At 72.1% G+C, this 18,227-nt stretch carries 11 protein-coding genes; 3 read left to right on the top strand and 8 right to left on the bottom strand.

Annotated features, from left to right (window positions below; translation table 11 throughout):
* Positions 1–2: 2 nt before the first annotated feature.
* Positions 3–1,478, bottom strand: a complete 1,476-nt coding sequence (locus IQ279_RS23315; protein ID WP_241028601.1) for an MGH1-like glycoside hydrolase domain-containing protein — start codon at positions 1,476–1,478, stop codon at positions 3–5.
* A gap of 330 nt (positions 1,479–1,808) precedes the next feature.
* Here IQ279_RS23315 and IQ279_RS23310 point away from each other — a divergent pair, with 330 nt between their 5' ends.
* A complete protein-coding gene (locus tag IQ279_RS23310) occupies positions 1,809–3,014 on the top strand; it encodes an ROK family transcriptional regulator (RefSeq protein WP_206351148.1) in 1,206 nt (401 codons plus the stop codon).
* Positions 3,015–3,485: 471 nt separating this feature from the next.
* The gene (gene ppdK / locus IQ279_RS23305; protein WP_206351147.1) at positions 3,486–6,224 is read left to right on the top strand and encodes a pyruvate, phosphate dikinase; all 2,739 of its coding nucleotides are present in this window, start codon (positions 3,486–3,488) and stop codon (positions 6,222–6,224) included.
* Positions 6,225–6,274: 50 nt separating this feature from the next.
* On the opposite strand, the gene IQ279_RS23300 is transcribed toward ppdK, so the two are convergent.
* Positions 6,275–6,607: a Rid family hydrolase gene (locus IQ279_RS23300; RefSeq protein ID WP_206351145.1), complete on the bottom strand. Its 333-nt coding sequence runs from the start codon at positions 6,605–6,607 to the stop codon at positions 6,275–6,277.
* Positions 6,608–6,695: 88 nt separating this feature from the next.
* Between IQ279_RS23300 and IQ279_RS23295 the strand changes: the two genes are divergently transcribed.
* On the top strand, positions 6,696–9,491 hold the full coding sequence (locus IQ279_RS23295) for a glycosyl hydrolase (protein ID WP_206351143.1): 2,796 nt from the start codon (positions 6,696–6,698) through the stop codon (positions 9,489–9,491).
* A gap of 429 nt (positions 9,492–9,920) precedes the next feature.
* On the opposite strand, the gene IQ279_RS23290 is transcribed toward IQ279_RS23295, so the two are convergent.
* The 6 genes from IQ279_RS23290 to IQ279_RS23265 all read right to left on the bottom strand — a co-directional run bounded on the left by IQ279_RS23290 (position 9,921) and on the right by IQ279_RS23265 (position 18,155).
* Positions 9,921–11,078, bottom strand: a complete 1,158-nt coding sequence (locus IQ279_RS23290; RefSeq protein WP_206351141.1) for an alkaline phosphatase PhoX — start codon at positions 11,076–11,078, stop codon at positions 9,921–9,923.
* A gap of 428 nt (positions 11,079–11,506) precedes the next feature.
* Positions 11,507–13,774 (bottom strand): beta-xylosidase/alpha-l-arabinosidase, encoded by a 2,268-nt coding sequence (locus tag IQ279_RS23285; RefSeq protein WP_206351139.1) that lies wholly within the window; start codon positions 13,772–13,774, stop codon positions 11,507–11,509.
* Positions 13,775–13,821: 47 nt separating this feature from the next.
* Positions 13,822–14,742 carry a carbohydrate ABC transporter permease gene (locus tag IQ279_RS23280; protein ID WP_372445217.1) on the bottom strand — a complete coding sequence of 307 codons (921 nt, stop codon included), beginning with the start codon at positions 14,740–14,742 and terminating at the stop codon, positions 13,822–13,824.
* Positions 14,739–15,644, bottom strand: coding sequence for a carbohydrate ABC transporter permease (locus IQ279_RS23275; protein WP_307792496.1), 906 nt, complete (start codon positions 15,642–15,644; stop codon positions 14,739–14,741). Before IQ279_RS23275 ends, IQ279_RS23280 begins: the two co-directional genes overlap by 4 nt.
* The gene (locus IQ279_RS23270) at positions 15,641–16,978 is read right to left on the bottom strand and encodes an ABC transporter substrate-binding protein (protein WP_206351137.1); all 1,338 of its coding nucleotides are present in this window, start codon (positions 16,976–16,978) and stop codon (positions 15,641–15,643) included. Before IQ279_RS23270 ends, IQ279_RS23275 begins: the two co-directional genes overlap by 4 nt.
* Positions 16,979–17,135: 157 nt before the next feature.
* On the bottom strand, positions 17,136–18,155 hold the full coding sequence (locus IQ279_RS23265) for a LacI family DNA-binding transcriptional regulator (RefSeq protein WP_206351185.1): 1,020 nt from the start codon (positions 18,153–18,155) through the stop codon (positions 17,136–17,138).
* Between the last annotated feature and the right edge of the window lie 72 nt (positions 18,156–18,227).

Here is an 18,227-nt window from a genome sequence, read left to right as displayed (position 1 = left end):
GTTCAGCCCGCCGTGCCGCTGCGCACCAGCGCCCCGACGCGCATCCCGGTGCGCACCGCCGCGCGGTCCGCGGACCGGTCGGCGGTGCGGGAGAGCAGGTCCAGGCAGAGGGCCGCCGTCCAGCTGAACTCCCGGGCGCCCCGGCCCGCTCCGGTGTGCGGGTCGACGTACTCGGCGAAGCCGGAGGCGGCGGCCGAGGCCAGCACCGCGGCGCGCAGGGAGTCGGCCCGGTTGGTGTGCCCGTACTGCCTCAGTCCCCGCTCCACCAGCCAGTTGACGTTGAACCAGGCCGGTCCCCGCCAGTAGCGGCACGAGTCGAAGGCGTGGCCCTGCAGGTCGTAGCTGGGCACCAGGCGGACGGTGTCGCCCAGCCCGAAGTGCTCGCCGCCGACGGTGCGCAGCAGTGTGCGGACGATGCGCTGCGGCAGACCGGGGACGATCAGCGGCACCAGTCCGGCGGCGCTGCGCTCCCGGATCGGCTCGCCGCTGTGCCCGGCTCGTACGTCGTGGCACAGGAACATGCCGCTGTGCTCGTCCCAGAGGCGTCCCACCAGGGCGCCGGTCAGCCGCGCGGCCCGTGCGCGGTGCCCGCCGGGGTCGCCTTCCGGGCCCTCGGCCCCGACCTCGGCGGCGATCTGCGCCAGGGCGTGCTCGGAGGCGATCAGCAGGGCGTTGACACCGGGGTCCTCCACCGCGAACGGGTGCGGGGCGTCGGCGTCCCGGTAGCCGTGGTCGCGGTAGTCGGCCGCCAGCCGCACGTACCGGCCGTAGTCCAGGTCGGTGGGGCGGTCGGCGGCCGAGCCGTGGTCGAGGTCGCAGCGGCGGAAGGAGCAGGGGTCGGCCGGCTCCACCCGGGACAGGGGGGCGTCCCAGGCCGGGCTGTTGTCCATGCCCGGTTCCCACGGGTGGACGGCCGACACCAGTCCGTGCCCACCCAGGTCGCGGTGAGCGGTCAGATAGCGGTGCCAGGCGACCAACCGCGGGTAGAGGCGTCTGAGGAAGCCGCGCCGCCGCGAGGTCGCCGGGTCGGCGCGGTGCACCAGCCAGGCGGCGAGCGCGTGGACGGGTGGCTGCACGATTCCCGAGGTCTCAACGTGCCCGGGCGCCCCGGCCCCGGTCCCGGCGGTCGAGGAGCGCCAGAAGTCCGGGCTGGGGAAGTACGCGCCGAGCGGCACGGACGGATTGAAGACGATGTGCGGGACGCGGCCGTCGCCCCACTGGGCGGCCATCAGTGTCTCCAGCTCGCGCTGGGCGCGCGGCGCCGACAGGTGGCGCAGGCCGATCGCGACGAACGCCGAGTCCCAGCTCCACTGGTGCGGGTACAGGCTGCGGGAGGGAACGGTCGAGGCGCCCGTCCAGTTGCGCAGCAGCACCTGGCGCGCGGCCTGGCGCAGCTCGGCCGCGGTGACGCCGACGGGCGGCCGCTGGGCGGGGATGAACGGCCGGGCCGTGGTGAGGGGGAGCGGGACGGGCTTCATCGGACCGCCGCACCCGTGCCGGAGCGGGCGGTGGAGCGTGCCGCGCACGGCCGTGGCCCCCCGGCCCGGGGGGCGGGTGGGCATATGGGGGTGTCGGTGGACTGGGCGACGCGCTCCACGAGAACTCCGGTGTCTGTACGACTCCTAGGTTACGCCTCCATAAGCCTATGGTTCTGTCTCGTGAAAAGGCAGAAGTGATGCTGTGAGACCCGACACAGGAGGGCGCGGGGGTCGGCCGGGTGCGCACGGCGGGCGGGCGGACGGGGGCTGAGCAGGGCGTTCGACAGGGGCGGGACGGCGGCGGCCGGGAGGGGTGGAGAAGATGGCCGTATGACCGGGAACCAATCCAGCGCGGGACATCTGCTGCGACTGATCCGCGGCGGGCAGGCGACCACCCGCGGCGAACTCCAGCGTGCCACCGGACTGTCCCGATCCACCGTCGGCCACCGCCTCGACCAGCTCTTCGGGGCGGGCTGGATCCGCGACGGCGCCACCGTGCCCGTGGGCGGCCCGGCGGGCGGGCGCCCGTCGAACCGCCTGGAGTTCGACGGCTCGCACGCCGTGGTCCTCGCCGTGGACGTGGAGACCCGGCACGGGCTGGCCGCCGCGCTGGACCTCAACGGCCGGGTACTGGCCGAGCACACCGGGTCGCTGGACATCGAGGACGGCCCGGAGAACGTGATCGACCGGGTGGCGAGGTGGTTCCCGCCGCTGCTGGAGCGGGCGGGGGCGGCGCCGGGAGACGTCTGCGGCATCGGGGTCTCGGTGCCGGGGCCCGTGGAGTGGGAGTCGGGGCAGGTGGTCCAGCCGCCGATCATGCCGGGCTGGGACCGCTACCCGGTGCCGGAGCGGATGCGGCGGGCGTATCTGCGGCACACCGGTGCGGACGGCGAGGGCCCCGTGGTGCTGGTGGAGAACGACGCCAACCTCATGGCGTACGCCGAGCAGCGCACCGGCTGGCGCGACTGCGGTGCCTTCCTGCTGGTCAAGGTCTCCACCGGCATCGGCGCGGGGCTGGTGGTGGACGGCGAGATGTACCGCGGCATCGACGGCGGCGCGGGGGACATCGGGCACATCAGACTGCACGACCGGCCCGACGCGCTGTGCATGTGCGGCTCGTACGGCTGCCTGGCGGCGGTCGCCAGCGGGTGGGCGCTGGCGACGCGGCTGACCGGCTCCGGCGTTCCGGCCGCCTCCGGCACCGGGGTGCGCGAGCTGCTGGCGGCCGGGCAGCCCGACGCGGTGCGGCTGGCCCGGGAGGCGGGGCGCCGGGTGGGTGAGGTGCTGGTCACCGTCGTCACCGTGCTCAACCCCGGAGTGCTGATGATCGCGGGCGATCTGGCCGGCGCCCCGTTCACCACCGGGGTGCGCGAGCTGCTCTACCAGCGGGCGATGCCCCGCAGCACCGCTCATCTGACCGTGGTCACCTCCCGGCTGGGGGAGCGGGCGGGTCTGGTGGGGGCGGGGGCGATGGTCGTGGAGCACCTGTACGCGCCGGAGCGGGCCGATGCCCGGCTGGCCGCCATGGGGCTGTGAGGCGGGGCGCCGGAGTGGCCGGGCGGGGGCGCGTCTACCGGGCGCTCATTCGAGCGGCGTAGCTCCCTTATGTGTCCAATGGCTGAGATACCGAGCCCGTCAAGAGGGTGATGCTCGCCACTCTGATAAGGCTCATGCTCATATGAGCACTCAGAACGGTCCTGCACTTTTCAAAGAGTGGCACTCGGTGCCATACCTGTTCCGTTCAATCGGACGCCGCGGATATCGCTCAGGGTGGCGACAGTGGCTCGAATCAACTACTCAGCGCATCGAAGGCTTCGAGTAGTGAATGGATCAACTTGAACCACTTGAATCAGCCTTTACTTTCGATCCTTCGGCGGATCAGCGGTTACGCCCCTATGGACCACTGGTGGCCATACTCGAAATCCTTCGATCTGGGTACGCTCCCCGCCGTCAGGGCAGCCTTCCCCCGGCCTCCGCCGAGGGGATCCAGCGAGGAGCGCGATTCTCTTGCCGGAAAACCAAGAGCCTCACGTAACCCAGAAGTTCGTCTACGACTTCACCGAGGGCAACAAGGACCTCAAGGACCTCCTCGGAGGCAAGGGAGCCAACCTCGCCGAGATGACCAACCTCGGTCTCCCGGTCCCTCCCGGGTTCACCATCACCACCGAGGCCTGCAAGGTCTACCTCGACTCCGGCTCCGAGCCGCCGGCCCTCCGCGACGAGGTGAGCGCCCACCTCGACGCCCTGGAGGAGAAGATGGGCAAGAAGCTCGGCCAGGCGGACGATCCCCTGCTGGTGTCCGTCCGCTCCGGCGCCAAGTTCTCCATGCCGGGGATGATGGACACCGTCCTGAACATCGGCCTGTCCGATGTCTCCGTGGCCGGACTCGCCGCCCAGTCAGGGGATGAACGTTTCGCCTGGGACTCCTACCGGCGCCTGATCCAGATGTTCGGCAAGACCGTCCTCGGCGTCGACGGCGACCTGTTCGAGGAGGCGCTGGAGGAGGCCAAGCGGGCCCGGAACGCCTCCACCGACGTCGACCTGGACGCCGGCGACCTCAAGAGCCTGGTCGAGCAGTTCAAGGGCATCGTCTCGGAGCAGACCGGCCGCGAGTTCCCGCAGGACCCGCGCGAGCAGATGGACCTCGCCGTCCGTGCGGTCTTCGACTCCTGGAACGGCGAGCGCGCCAAGCTCTACCGCCGCCAGGAGCGCATACCCCACGACCTGGGCACGGCCGTCAACGTCTGCTCGATGGTCTTCGGCAACCTCGGCCCCGACTCCGGCACCGGTGTGGCCTTCACCCGCGACCCGGCCACCGGCCAGCAGGGCGTCTACGGCGACTACCTCGCCAACGCCCAGGGCGAGGACGTCGTCGCCGGCATCCGCAACACCGTGCCGCTGGCCGAGCTGGAGACGATCGACAAGAAGTCCTACGACCAGCTCATGCGGATCATGGAGACCCTGGAGAACCACTACAGGGATCTGTGCGACATCGAGTTCACCATCGAGCGCGGCAAACTGTGGATGCTCCAGACCCGGGTGGGCAAGCGCACCGCCGCCGCCGCCTTCCGCATCGCCACCCAGCTCGCCGACCAGGGCCTGATCGACGAGACCGAGGCGCTGCGCCGCGTCAACGGCGCCCAGCTCGCCCAGCTGATGTTCCCGCGCTTCGACGAGAGCCGGACCGGTGACGGCGCGGTCGAGCGGATCGGCCGGGGCATCGCCGCCTCGCCCGGCGCCGCCGTCGGCGCGGCCGTCTTCGACTCCGCCACCGCAGTGGCCCGCGCCCGCGCCGGGGAGAAGGTCATCCTGGTGCGCCGCGAGACCACCCCCGACGACCTCGACGGCATGATCGCCGCCGAGGGCATCCTCACCTCCCGCGGCGGCAAGACCTCGCACGCCGCCGTCGTCGCCCGAGGCATGGGCAAGACCTGCGTGTGCGGCGCCGAGGAACTCCAGGTCGACCTCAAGCGGCGCCGTATGACCGCCCCCGGCGGCCTGGTCGTCGAAGAGGGCGACGTCATCTCCATCGACGGCTCCACCGGCAGCGTCCACCGCGGCGAGGTGCCCGTCGTGCCCTCCCCGGTCGTGGAGTACTTCGAGGGCCGCACCCGGCCCGACGAGCAGGCCGGTGAGCTGGTCCGGGCCGTGCACCGGATCATGACCCTGGCCGACGGCGAGCGCCGCCTGCGGGTGCGGGCCAACGCCGACAACGCAGAGGACGCCGCCCGCGCCCGCCGCTTCGGCGCTCAGGGCATCGGCCTGTGCCGCACCGAGCACATGTTCCTCGGCGAGCGCCGCGAACTGGTCGAGCGCCTGGTCCTGGCCGAGACCGACGAGGAGTGCGAGGCCGCGCTGGCCGCGCTGCTGCCGCTGCAGAGGGGCGACTTCACCGAGCTGTTCGAAGCCATGGACGGCCTGCCGGTGACGGTGCGGCTGCTGGACCCGCCGCTCCACGAGTTCCTTCCCGACCTCACCGAACTGTCGGTGCGGGTCGCGCTCGCCGAGGCCCGCGGCGAGGTGGACGAGGACGACCAGCGGCTGCTGCGGGCCGTCCGCCGGCTGCACGAGCAGAATCCGATGCTGGGCCTGCGCGGCGTACGCCTGGGCCTGGTCACCCCCGGCCTGTTCACCATGCAGGTGCGGGCCATCGCCGAGGCCGCCGCCGACCGGGCCGCCGCCGGCGGCGACCCCCGCGCGGAGATCATGATCCCGCTGGTGGGCACCGTCCAGGAGCTGGAGTGCGTCCGGGAGGAGGCCGAGAAGGTCATCGCCGAGGTCCAGCAGGCCCGTGGCGTGGACCTGAAACTGCTGATCGGCACCATGATCGAGCTGCCGCGCGCGGCGGTGACGGCCGGCCAGATCGCCGAGTGCGCCGACTTCTTCTCCTTCGGCACCAACGACCTGACCCAGACCACCTGGGGCTTCAGCCGGGACGACGTGGAGGCGAGCTTCTTCACCGCCTACCTGGAGAAGGGCGTCTTCGGGGTCTCGCCGTTCGAGACCATCGACCGGGACGGCGTCGGCGCGCTGGTGCGGGGCGCGGTCGAGGCCGGCCGGGCCGCCCGCCCCGACCTCAAGCTGGGCGTGTGCGGAGAGCACGGCGGCGACCCGGAGTCGGTCCACTTCTTCCACGGGATCGGCCTGGACTACGTCTCCTGCTCCCCGTTCCGCATCCCCGTCGCCCGCCTGGAGGCGGGCCGCGCCGCGGCCATGGAGAGCGGGGAGGGCAGCGACAGCCGCTGACCGGCTGATCAAGGACCACCTGACACCGGGACCGTCCCGCCGGCCGACCCTCACCGGCGGGAACGGCGGTCCCGGCACCCGAAGGAAGGGCGGCGCCTGTGCGGAGGCGCCGCCCTTCCGCGTCCGCGCCGGCTGTCCGCGTCGGTGAGCATGACACGGGTGCGGACGACGTCCTCCAGCGACGCGCCCGCGGCCCCGAGTGCCGCCTCCGCGATGTCCAGGCACCTGGCGGTCTGGGCGTAGACGTCGCCCCGCCCGACGGTGGCCCCGTCGTCCCCGATGCCCGGTGCGGTGCGGCCGCGCGGACCCGGTGGACGTACCGGAGGCGAAGGTGTCAACTCCTGAACGCTTGGCGGCTTTTCAAGATTGTTTCCGTCGAACATCTTGACGCACGGTCAGGCGAAATCTACGTTGCCGGGATCTGAGAGCGCTCTCACAAACCTCCACGCACACCCCCCACAGGAGCCGTTCATGAGATTCCGCAGACGTCCCGCCGCGCTGCTGGCGGCGGTGGCGGCCACGGCGGCCGTCGCCACCGGCCTCGGCGCCGTCGGGGCGGACACCGCCCAGGCAGCCACCGTCCCCGTCGGCCGGGGCGGTTACAGCGACACCCGCCCCGCGGGGGCCGCCGGGCCGGAGAACAACGCCGGGGCGCCGGTGAAGCCCAAGGTCACCGCGGCCGCGGCGGACAGGCCGGTGCCCACCAACGACTGGTGGTCCTCCCTGGCCTTCCAGCGTTACCCCGACAACCCGTACTCCGAGAACATGTACGGCCACCCCCTCACCTACCGGGCCGTCTCCGGCGGCCTGGAGGTCGGCTACCCCGTCTCGCACGCCGTCGTGGGCGAGGGCCGCCAGTACGAGTTCACGCACAAGCGCGACCTGACCCTCGGCCTCGCCGGCCTGAACTCCCCCGACGCCAAGGCGGACGGATGGAGCGACTGGACCGTCACCCCCTACTGGTCCGACGGCTCCCGCACCCTGCGCGCCACCATCGGCCACGGCCTGCCGTACGTGTACGCGCAGGGCAGCGGCGGCGCCGCGCGGATCTCCGCCGCGAGTACCCCGGACGTCTTCGCCGACGACGGCAACGTGCTCGGCATCACCATCGGCGGCCGGCACTACGCGCTGTTCGCCCCCTCCGGCAGCGACTGGACCGTCTCCGGCACCGACATCCGCGCGAACCTCGGCGGCAGGGACTACTTCTCGCTGGCCGTCCTGCCCAGCCAGGACGCACTGGCCACCTTCCGCAAGTACGCCTTCAGCTTCGTCACCGGCTCCAAGGTGGCCTGGGACTACGACGAGGCCGCCGGCCGGATGAAGGCCACCTACACCCTGACCACGACGGCCAAGGAGGGCGGCGAGCGCGGTACCCTCCAGGCCCTCTACCGCCACCAGTGGCTGCACACCTCCGACGCCCTGACCGGCTGGACCTACGCCTCGCCGCGCGGTGAGATGAAGGTCCGCGAGGGCGCGTCCTTCACCACCTCCCAGAAGGTCACCGGCGTACTGCCCGGCCTGCCCGTGCCGGACGCCGTGGACGAGGCCAGGCTCAAGGGCTACATCGAACAGGTCGCGAACGCCGCCGATCCGTTCGACGGCGCCACCGACACCTACTGGACGGGCAAGCAGCTGGGCAAGCTCGCCCAGCTGGTGCCGGTCGCCGACCGGATCGGCGAGACGGGCCTGCGCGACAAGCTGCTCGGCCTGATCAAGGGGCGGCTCCAGGAGTGGTTCACCGTCGGCGGGGCCTCGGAGTTCTCCTACGACCGCGACTGGCGCACCCTCATCGGCTACCCCGCCTCCTACGGCAGCGACAAGGAACTCAACGACCACCACTTCCACTACTCGTACTACGTGATGGCAGCCGCCATCGTGGCCCAGTACGACCGGGCCTGGGCGGCCGACTCCGAGTGGGGCGGGATGGTCAAGACCCTGGTGAGGGACGCCGCCAACCCCAGCCGTACCGACGAGCTGTTCCCCTTCCTGCGCGGCTTCGACGTCTACGCCGGCCACAGCTGGGCCGCCGGGCACGCCGGCTTCGCCGCGGGCAACAACCAGGAGTCCTCCTCGGAGTCGGTCAACCTCAGCGCCGGGCTGGTCCTGTGGGGATCGGCCACCGGCGACGACTCCCTGCGGGACCTGGGCGTCTACCTGCTGACCACCGAGTCCGAGGCCATCGCCCAGTACTGGTTCGACGCCGACCGGGAGGTCTACCCCGAGGACTTCGGCCACGACGTCGTTGGCATGGTCTGGGGCAGTGGCGGCGCCTACTCCACCTGGTGGACGGCCAACCCCGAGGAGATCCACGGCATCAACGTCCTCCCCGTGACCGGCGGCTCCCTCCACCTGGCCCGCAACAAGGACGCCATCCGGCGCAGCATCGCCGAGATGGAGAAGGCCAACGGGGGCCCGGCCGTGGAGTGGCGCGACATCTTCTGGGAGTTCCAGGCACTGGCCGACCCTGCCAAGGGCAAGGCCGCCTGGGACGCGCAGAACGGCGGGTACGAGCCGGAGGCGGGCGAGAGCAGGGCCCACACCTACCACTGGGTCACCACCCTGGACGCGATCGGCGCCCCCGACACCTCCGTCACCGCCGACAGCCCGACCGCCGCGGTCTTCGCCAAGGACGGCACCCGCACCTACGTCGCCCACAACCACTCCGGTTCGGCGGTGACCGTGACGTTCTCCGACGGCGGGAAGCTGACCGTCCCGGCCCGCTCCACGGCCACCGGCACCGGCACGGCGGATCCGGGCGACCCCGGCGACCCGCAGGACCCGCCCGCCACCGGCGACACCTTCCACCTGCGCTCCGGCGGGACGCTGAGCACCACCGAGGCCGCCACCGCGTCGGCCGACACCATCGCCTCGGCGGGCGGCGCCAACCACGACGGCACCCCCCACCGGCCGCTGGTCTACGAGATCGGGAACGTCGACGGCGCATACGAGCCCGGCGGCACCACCGGTTTCCGCCTGAAGGTGGACGCGGGCACGGCCGTCGGACTCGGACAGCAGGCGAGGGTGTCGTACGACCTGACCGGCGACGGCACCTTCGACCGGGTGGAGACCTACCGCTACTTCGCCACCGACCCGGTGGACGGCTGGGAGGAGTACGAGGCCTCCCGCGCCGGCCTGAAGTCGGCCTCGGGCAGCCTGGGCGACCTGCGGGGCGGAACGGTCCGCGTCGAGGTCTGGGGCGTGATCGGCGACGGCGAGGCGAAGCTCCGGGTCGGCTCCGGCTCGGTGCTGACCGTCCCCTTCGGGTGACACCCCTCCCCGGATGACCGGGCCCCGCCGTGCGCGCACCCCGCCACCCCGGTGCGCGCACGGCGGCCCCGGCGGCATGGCGTACGGTCGGAGGGTGGCCCCGGCCGGTGAACTCCTTTGGTCGGCGCGACAGTTGACCGCTGACCGCCCGTTAGGAGACCACACCGTACGTACCCGCCGTGCCCGAGCCGCCGCGCTCGCCGTCCCCGTCGCGTTAGCGCTGTCCGCCTGCTCCGGGAGCGCGGACCGGGAGGCGGGCGGCGGCCCCTCGCCCTCTCCCTCCGCGGTCACGGAGGAGTCGGCCGGGCCCGCCTCCGAGGAACTGCGCGGCATCGCCTCCGCCTCGGCGGAGGCCGAGGAGTCCGCCGCCCTCTCGTCGCGGAGGCCGAGCCCGGGGCCGAAGGCGGCCCGCGACGCGTCCGCCCGCGCTCAGGAGCGGAACGGGCCGCGCACCTCGTAGGTGATGCCGCCCGAACTGCGGCCGCTGGTGCCGCGCTGACTGGAGAAGTACAGCCGGGAGCCGTCGGGGGAGAAGGCCGGACCGGTGATCTCCGAGGAGGACTGGCCGCCGATCCGCAGGAAGGGCGCGACCACGTCGTCCGGGGTGATCACGCAGATCTCCATGTTGCCGCCGTCCTCGGCGACGAACAGGTCGCCCGAGGACGAGGCGGTGACGTTGTCCACGCCCGTCAGCGGTGCGCCGCCGGAGACCAGGGAGTCGTCGTAGGCCAGCTCGATCGTGTCGCTCGCCGCGTCGAGCTGCCACACCCGGCCGTCGCCCTTGGTGGTGAACCAGCAGGTGCCGTCGGCGTAGTGGCAGCCCTCGCCGCCGTTGAAGTGCCTGGCGGCCGAGACCTGGTGGCGGGTGGCGGTGGAGGCGGCCGACGGGTCGGGGACGCGGGCCCAGCCGATGGATCCGGAGGTGCCGGAGCCGCCCGTCATCACCTCCAGCGTCCCCGAGGACAGGTCGCCCCAGACGGTGGGGCGGAAGCGGTAGAGGCAGCCGTCGGAGACGTCCTCGGTCAGGTAGACCACCTTGCGCACCGGGTCGGCGGCGGCGGCCTCGTGCTTGAAGCGGCCCATGGCGTCCCGGCGCACGGCGGGCATCACGCCCCACGGGTCGGTCTCGTAGACGTAGCCGCGGTCGACCTCCTCGCACGACAGCCAGGTGTTCCACGGGGTCTTGCCGCCCGCGCAGTTCTGCCGGGTGCCGGACAGGACGCGGTGGGCGCCGGTGATCGCGCCGGAGGAGTCGAAGCGGACGGCGCTCGCGCCGCCGCCGGGGTTGATCTCGGAGTTGGAGACGTAGATCCAGCCTCCGCCGTCCGCGTAGCAGGCGCCGCCGTCGGGTGCGTTGTGCCAGGTGTAGGAGGTGCCGGACACCTTCTGCCCGGAGCGGGCGATCACCCGGCTGGTGAACCCCTGGGGCAGCCGGATGCCGTTGGCGTCGGCCGGCTGCAGGGCCCCGTAGGGTCCGGCGCCGGGCTGGGCGGGTGCGGCGTGGGAGGCTCCGCGCCACAGGGAGCCGCCGAAGGCGGCCACTGATCCGGTGAGTACGGCTCCGCGCAGGAAGTTACGGCGTTCCATGGTCACTCCACCGAAGTCGTCTGGCCCCGCGGCCGGTCGGGCGCGGGGTCGAACGACGTGGAACGGTAGAGAGCTCGATTTGACGGAGCATGAACAACCGGCCGCGCCGGGCGGCCGGTTGCCCCAACACCGGTCGTCGCGCCGGGCCGGTTCACGCGCGGTCACGTGGCCCGGGCCGCTGTTGGCCCCGGTCACCACGGCGGTACGCCCGCCGAGGCCGGGGATGTCCCGCCCCGTCCAGCCCATCGGTGTCACAACTCCTCGCCCCGGCGCGCGCCCGGTCCCACGGTGACGGCGCGATCGTCTCCTTCGCGCGGCACAGCGCAGGCCGGACGGGACGCCGGGGCGAGGAGCGCGGCGCCCGCCGGGGGGCGGGACGGGCGCCGGCTCGAAGGGCCCCGGAGCGAGTGCCCCGGCTCGGGGCCGGATCAGGGCTGCAGGACGCGGACCTCCGCCCCGCAGGTCATCCGGCGGTCGAAGCCGACGGTGCGCTCCGGCCCGGTCAGGGTCAGCGGCACGGTGTGGCGCACATCGGTGCTGGAGGCGGCCAGGCGCAGCTCCACCGCCCCGGGCTCGACGACCCGCTGCCCGGGCCCCACGGTGTACGAGGCCAGGTCGGCGTGGAAGTCGAAGACGACCTCGGCCGCCTGCCCCGGCTCCAGCGTCACCCGGGTGTAGCCGACCATCTGGACGACCGGCCGGGCCACCCGCGCCACGGGGTCGTGCAGGTAGAGCTGGACGACCTCGGTGCCGGCCCGCTCGCCGGTGTTGCGCACGGTGACGCGTACCTCGGCGGAGCCGTCGGTCGGCAGCGTGCCGGCGCCCGTGTCCGCGGCCTCCCATTCGAAGGAGGTGTAGGACAGGCCGTGTCCGAAGGGGTACAGCGGCGTCGGGTCGATGTTGCTGGCGTCGCCCTTGAGGCCCAGCGGCGGCACGAGGTAGGTCCACGGCTGGCCGCCGGTGCCGCGCGGCACGCTGACCGGGAGCCGGCCGGAGGGGTTGACCCGCCCGGTGAGGACCCCGGCGACCGCCGGTCCGCCCTCCTCGCCGGGGAAGAACGCCTGCACGACGGCGGCCAGGCGGCCCTCCCACCGGCCGAGCGCGTACGGGCGGCCGGTGAGCAGCACCAGCACCACGGGCTTGTCGGTGCTCTCCAGCAGGGCGTCCAGGAACGCGGCCTGGCCGTCGGGGAGGGTGAGGTCGGCGGCGTCGCAGCCCTCGCCGGAGGTGCCGCGGCCGAAGAGGCCGGAGCGGTCGCCGAGCGCCGCGATGACGATGTCGGCGTCGGCGGGGGAGTCGGTCAGGACCGCTCCGGGCAGTTCGGCGCCCAGGGCGTCCAGCAGCGTGGGGATCTCCACGCCGAGGGGCAGCTCGGGGTGCTCGACGCCCACGTGCCGGGGGAAGGTGTAGCAGCCCAGCATGGCGGCCCGCTCGTCCGCGTACGGGCCGACCACGGCGATGCGGGCGGTGGGGTGCAGGGGCAGGGCGCCGCCGGAGTTGTCCAGCAGGACGACGGACTCCTCGGCCATGCGCCGGGCCAGCGCCCGCATCGCGGGCGGGTCCAGGTCCACGGTGTCCGCCGGGGCTGCGGGCGGGGCGGCCGACCAGCCGGGGTCGAGCAGGCCCAGCTCGCACTTCTGCCGCAGCACCCGCAGCGCCGCGCGGTCCACCAGTTCCTCGGGCACCTCGCCGGAGCGCACCGCTTTCAGCAGCGGCTCGCCGTAGCAGCGCAGGCCCGGAAGCTCCACGTCCACGCCCGCGGTCAGCGCCAGGGCGGCGGCGCGGGCGGGGGAGTCGGCGACGCGGTGGGCCATCTCCAGGAAGGAGACGCCGAAGTAGTCGGAGACCACCGTGCCGGTGAAGCCCCACTCCTCGCGCAGCAGATCGGTGAGGAGTTCGGTGTGGGCGGCGGCCGGGACACCGTCGAGGTCGTTGTAGGCGTGCATGACCGAGCGGGCCCCGCCCTCGCGCAGGGCCATCTCGAACGGCGGCAGGATCACGTCGGCCAGCTCGCGCGGGCCGATCGAGACGGGGCCGTGGTTGCGGGCGCCGCGGGAGGCGGAGTAGCCCGCGAAGTGCTTGAGGGTGGAGACGATGCCGGTGGACTCCAGGCCCGCCACATAGGCGGTGGCCACCGTCGACACCAGGTAGGGGTCCTCGCCGATGGATTCCTCGGTGCGGCCCCAGCGCGGGTCGCGCACCACGTCCAGGACCGGCGAGAGTCCCTGGTGGATGCCGACCGAGCGCATGGAGTCGCCGATGGCCGCGGCCATCTCGCGCACCAGTGCCGGGTCGAAGGTGGCACCCCAGGCCAGCGGGGTGGGGAAGACGGTGGCCTGCCAGGCGGTGAAACCGGTCAGGCACTCCTCGTGGGCGAGGGCGGGGATGCCGAAGCGGTTGGCCCCGGCGACCTTCGTCTGGAAGGCGGCCAGGGCCCGCGCGCCCTCGGCCGGCTCCACGGGGGCGGTGCCGAAGGGGCGGGTGAGCTGGCCCAGGCCGTGGGGCAGCAGGGCGTCCAGGTCGACGGTTTCGGAGACCTCGTGCTGGAGCGGGGCGACGTCCTCGCCGTCGGACTCGGAACCCGGCCAGACGCTGGAGAGCTGTGCGAGCTTCTCCTCCAGGGTCATCCGGGACAGCAGATCGGCGGCGCGCTCCTCGACGGGTCGGGAGGTGTCCTGCCAGGGGTGGTGATGCATGAGGCTCCTTGTCAGGCGTCAGCGTGTCTCGCGCGTCCCCGTGGGACTCAGCGCCCGCCGGCGCCCATGAGGCCGTTGATGAGCTGACGGCGCGCGAAGAGGTAAACGACGAAGATCGGCACGATCGACAGCACGACCGCGGCGAGCAGCGCGGGGATGTCCACCCGGAACTGGCCGACGTAGTCGTAGAGGCCGAGGGTGAGGACCCGGCTCTCGCGCGACTGGGTGAGGATCAGCGGGAAGAGGAAGTTGTTCCAGGCCTGCAGCGCCGCGTAGACGCCGACGGTGGAGATCCCGCCCCTGGACAGGGGCACGACGAGCTGGAGCAGGACGCGGGTCTGGCTCGCTCCCTCCAGGGCCATCGACTCGTACATCTCCTCCTCGATGTCGCGCATCGTGGAGGACAGGATCAGCACGCACACCGGCAGGCAGAACGCCGAGACGGGCAGGATGATCGCCAGCAGGCTGTCGTACAGCCGCATCTCGGTGATCAGCAGGTAGATGGGGATGATCACCGCCTGGGCGGGGATCGCCAGGCCCAGCAGGAAGAACTGGAAGATCCGCTGCGAGGTCCGGCTGAGGGTGCGCACCACGGTGTAGCCGATACCCACCGAGAGCACGATGACGATCGCCGCGGTGGCGACCGTGACGACCGCGGTGTTGAGCAGATAGGTGAGGAAGTCGCTCTCCAGCACCGTGCGGTAGTTGTCGAGCGTGAGCTCGCCGGGCAGGCTCAGCGCGCCCTCGTCGAAGTAGGAGTCGCGGTCCCGCAGCGTGGTGAGGACCAGGACGTACAGCGGCAGGCCGACGACGACCAGCCAGAGCACGGAGGCGACGCCCGCGGGCATGTTCCACTTGCGGACGCGGCGCAGCCTGCCGAGCAGGCCCCGGTCGTTGCGCCTCTGGGGCTTCTCGGCCCGTTCCGCGGCGGGGGAGGGCCGGTGTTCCGGCCTGGCGGCGGTCTTCACATCCCCTCCCGGGTGCTGCGCATCTTGCTGAAGCCGGTGACCCGGACCATCAGCAGGGAGATGGCGGTGGCGACGATCACCAAGGTGGTGGCGATGGCGCTGGCGTAGCCCATGTCGTACGCCTGGAAGCCGGTCTCGTACATCAGGTAGGGCACGATCGTGGTGTCCGTTCCCGGCCCGCCCTCGGTCAGGATGAGGACGGTGTCGAAGAAGGTCAGCGCGCCGACGACCATCAGCACCGAGGAGGTGATGATGGTGTTGCGCAGCTGCGGCAGGGTGATGGTGAAGAACTGCCGCACGGTGCTCGCCCCGTCGATGGAGGCGGCCTCGTAGAAGGACCTGGGGATCTGCCGGGCGCCGCCCTGGTAGAGCAGGGTGTGGAACGGGATGAACTGCCAGGCGGCGACGAAGGCGACGGCGGCGAAGGCGCCGTCACCGGTGCCGAGCAGGTTGCCGTCCTCGATCCCCAGCCACGGGCCGATGTCGGAGATCAGGCCGAAGTTGGGGTCCAGCAGCGACTTCCACAGCAGTGCCAGCGCCACCGAGGAGGCCAGCAGCGGAAGGAAGAAGATCGCGCTGAGGACGGCCCGGTTCTTCTGCCGGCCGGCCGACCACACGCCCAGCAGCAGGGCGACGGGCGTCTGGATCAGCCAGCTCACGCCGGTGAGCAGGACGCTCAGCCAGATGGCCTGCCGCATGGTGGGGTCGTCGAACAACCGCTCCCAGTTGCCCGTTCCGCTGATCGAGGGGAAGTCGCCGAGCCCGTCCCAGTCGGTGAAGGACAGATAGCCGACCAGCAGCATCGGGCCGACGGCGAACAGGACGAAGAACAGCACGCCGGGGACCGCCCAGGCAATGCCCGGGCGGCCCACGCGCGGCGACGCGGTTGGTGCTTGCTTCACTTCAGGGCCTTCATGGCGTCGACGAACTCTTCGGGGCTGAGCTGCTTGTTGAAGAGCTTCTGGATGTTGGTGAGCATCGGCGAGGCCTGCTGCGCCGGCAGCGCCTGGTCCCAGGAGAGGGTGAAGTTCGGGGCGTCGCGCACCAGGTCGTACTGGAAGAGGGCGTAGTCGGGGGCGGGGTGCCCGGTGAGCATGTCCTCGGAACCGGAGTTGGTGGGCACGTCGCCGTTGTCCACCAGGGCCTCGGCGTACCAGTCCTCGGCGGCGGTCTTGACGAACTCCAGGGCCGCCTCGCGCTGGTCGCCCTTCAGCTTGGAGTTGACCGACCAGAAGTTGGTGGGGTTGCCCACCGCGTTCTTGGGGTCGCCCTTGCCGTCGGGGAGCGCGGGGAAGGTGGTCCAGCCCAGGCCCTTCTCGGCGAACTCCTTCTGGTTGGCCTGCTGGTTGGAGTACTCCCAGCTGCCCATCAGGTGCATGGCGGCCCTGCCCTTGGCGAAGAGCGTGGAGGCGCCGTCGGCGGTGTAGTTGACCGAGGCGTAGTTCTTGCCGAACGCCCCGCGGTCCACCAGGTCGCGGATGGTCTCGGCGGTCTTCAGCACGGCCGGGTCGCCCCAGGCGGAGGAGTCGCCGTCCTGGATGCGCTGGAAGACCTCGGCGCCGCCGATGCGGTCCAGCAGGTACTCGACCCACATCAGCTCGGTCCAGGCGTCGGTGCCGGCGAGCGCGAAGGGGGTGACGCCCTCCTTCTTGAAGGTGTCGACCAGCTCCAGCAGGTCGTCCCAGGACTCGGGCGGCTGGACGCCGGCCTTCTCGAAGACGTCCTTGTTGTAGAAGAGGACCACCGGCTGCATGCCCCGCATCGGGACGCCGTAGATCTTGTCGTTCACCTTGCCCGCGTTGAGGATCGAGGGCAGGAACGCGTCCTTGAGCTTGTCGTCCTTCTGGATCTCGGGCGTGAGGTCGACCAGCATGTCCTTCTCGACGAAGCTGCTGATGCTGCCGCCGCCCCAGTTGAAGAAGACGTCCGGTGCGTTGGGCGTGCCCATCGCAGAGCGCATCTTGTCCTGGTAGCCCTCGCCGGGCACCTCGACGAGCTCGGCCTTGACGTCGGAGGTCTTGTTGAACCGCTCGACCGCCTCGCGCTGCACCTTGGTCGAGGCGTCCTGGTAGACCCACACCTTCAGGGTCCCGCCGGCCTTCTCCTCGCCCGGCCCACCGCTGCCGCAGGCGGTGAGTACGGAGGCGGCCAGTACTGCCGCCGTCAGCCCGGCGGCGTGGCGCCGCCCGAATCCCTTGCGGCCTCTTGCGGCCGAGCCCTGCACTGCTGTTCGCATCGCGTACCTTCCGGAAGGAATCCGAAAATTATCGGTAGTGGTGGTGGGAAAGTACGTACGCGCTCCAGCGGTGTCAACAGGTCTGACAAAAAACGGGACCCGAGGCCCGGCAGCGTGATGCGCCCGTTATATGGAGTTGTCCGGTCCGCTGCCCGCGTCAGCCGGGCAGCGGTGCCGTGCTGGCGCGAATGACCAGCTCAGTGGCGAGTTCCACGCGCGGGGAGTCGATCTCCTCGCCCCTGGCCTGGCGCAGTACGGTGCGGGCCGCGACCTTGCCCATCTCCACCAGCGGCTGACGCACCGTCGTCAGCGGCGGAGCGGACCAGCGGACTTCCGGAAGGTCGTCGAACCCGACGATGCTGACGTCCTCCGGCACCCGCATCCCGCGCCGCCGCAGCGCCTCGATCGCGCCCAGCGCCATCTGGTCACTGGCGGCGAACAGGGCGGTGGGCGGCTCGTCCAGGTCCATCAGCCGGTTGCAGCCGGTGAAGCCGGCCTCGTGGTAGAAGTCGCCCGGCACCATCAGCCGGTCGTCCACCCCGACGCCTGCGGCCTCCAGCGCGGCGCGGTAGCCGTCCAGCCGGGCACGGCTGCACAGGAGTCTGGGCGGCCCGGCGATGAAGCCGATGCGGCGGTGGCCCAGCTCCAGCAGGTGCTCGGTGGCGGACATGCCGCCGGCCCAGTTGGTGGCACCCACCGTCGGCGCGTCCAGGGCCGGGGAGCCGGAGGGGTCCACCACCACCAGCGGAACGCCGAGGCGGTGCAGCTCCTCGTGGAGGACCGGCTCCAGGACCGAGGTCACCAGGATCACGCCGCCGGAGGCGCGGGCCCGCAGATTGCGCATCCACTGCCGGGCCGAGCCCGCGCGGTCGTGGATCGCCGAGACCACCGTGCCGAAGCCGACCTCGTGCGTGGTCTCCTCCACGCCGCGGATGATCTCCACCGCCCAGGGGCTGTCGAGATCGTTGAAGACCAGGTCGATCAGGGCCGGCCGGTCGCCGGAGGAGGCCGTGCGGCGGCGGTAGCCGTACTGCCGCAGCAGCTCCTCGACCCTGGCCCGGGTCGCGGGCGCGACGTCCGAGCGGCCGTTGACCACCCGCGATACCGTGGGGACCGAGACCCCCGCCTCCTGGGCGATCGCCGTGATCGTGACCTTCTGCTCCACCTTGGATGCCATCCTCTGCTCCGCGACCTTGCCGGCCGCGGCGACCACGCCGTCCGTCATGCCGTCTCCCATGCTCTCTCTCCT

The organism is Streptomyces verrucosisporus, from assembly GCF_017114865.1.
Lineage (GTDB): Bacteria > Actinomycetota > Actinomycetes > Streptomycetales > Streptomycetaceae > Streptomyces > Streptomyces fenghuangensis.
The sequence above is the reverse complement of the archived record's forward strand: the minus strand, read 5'-3'. Positions and strand labels throughout refer to the sequence as shown.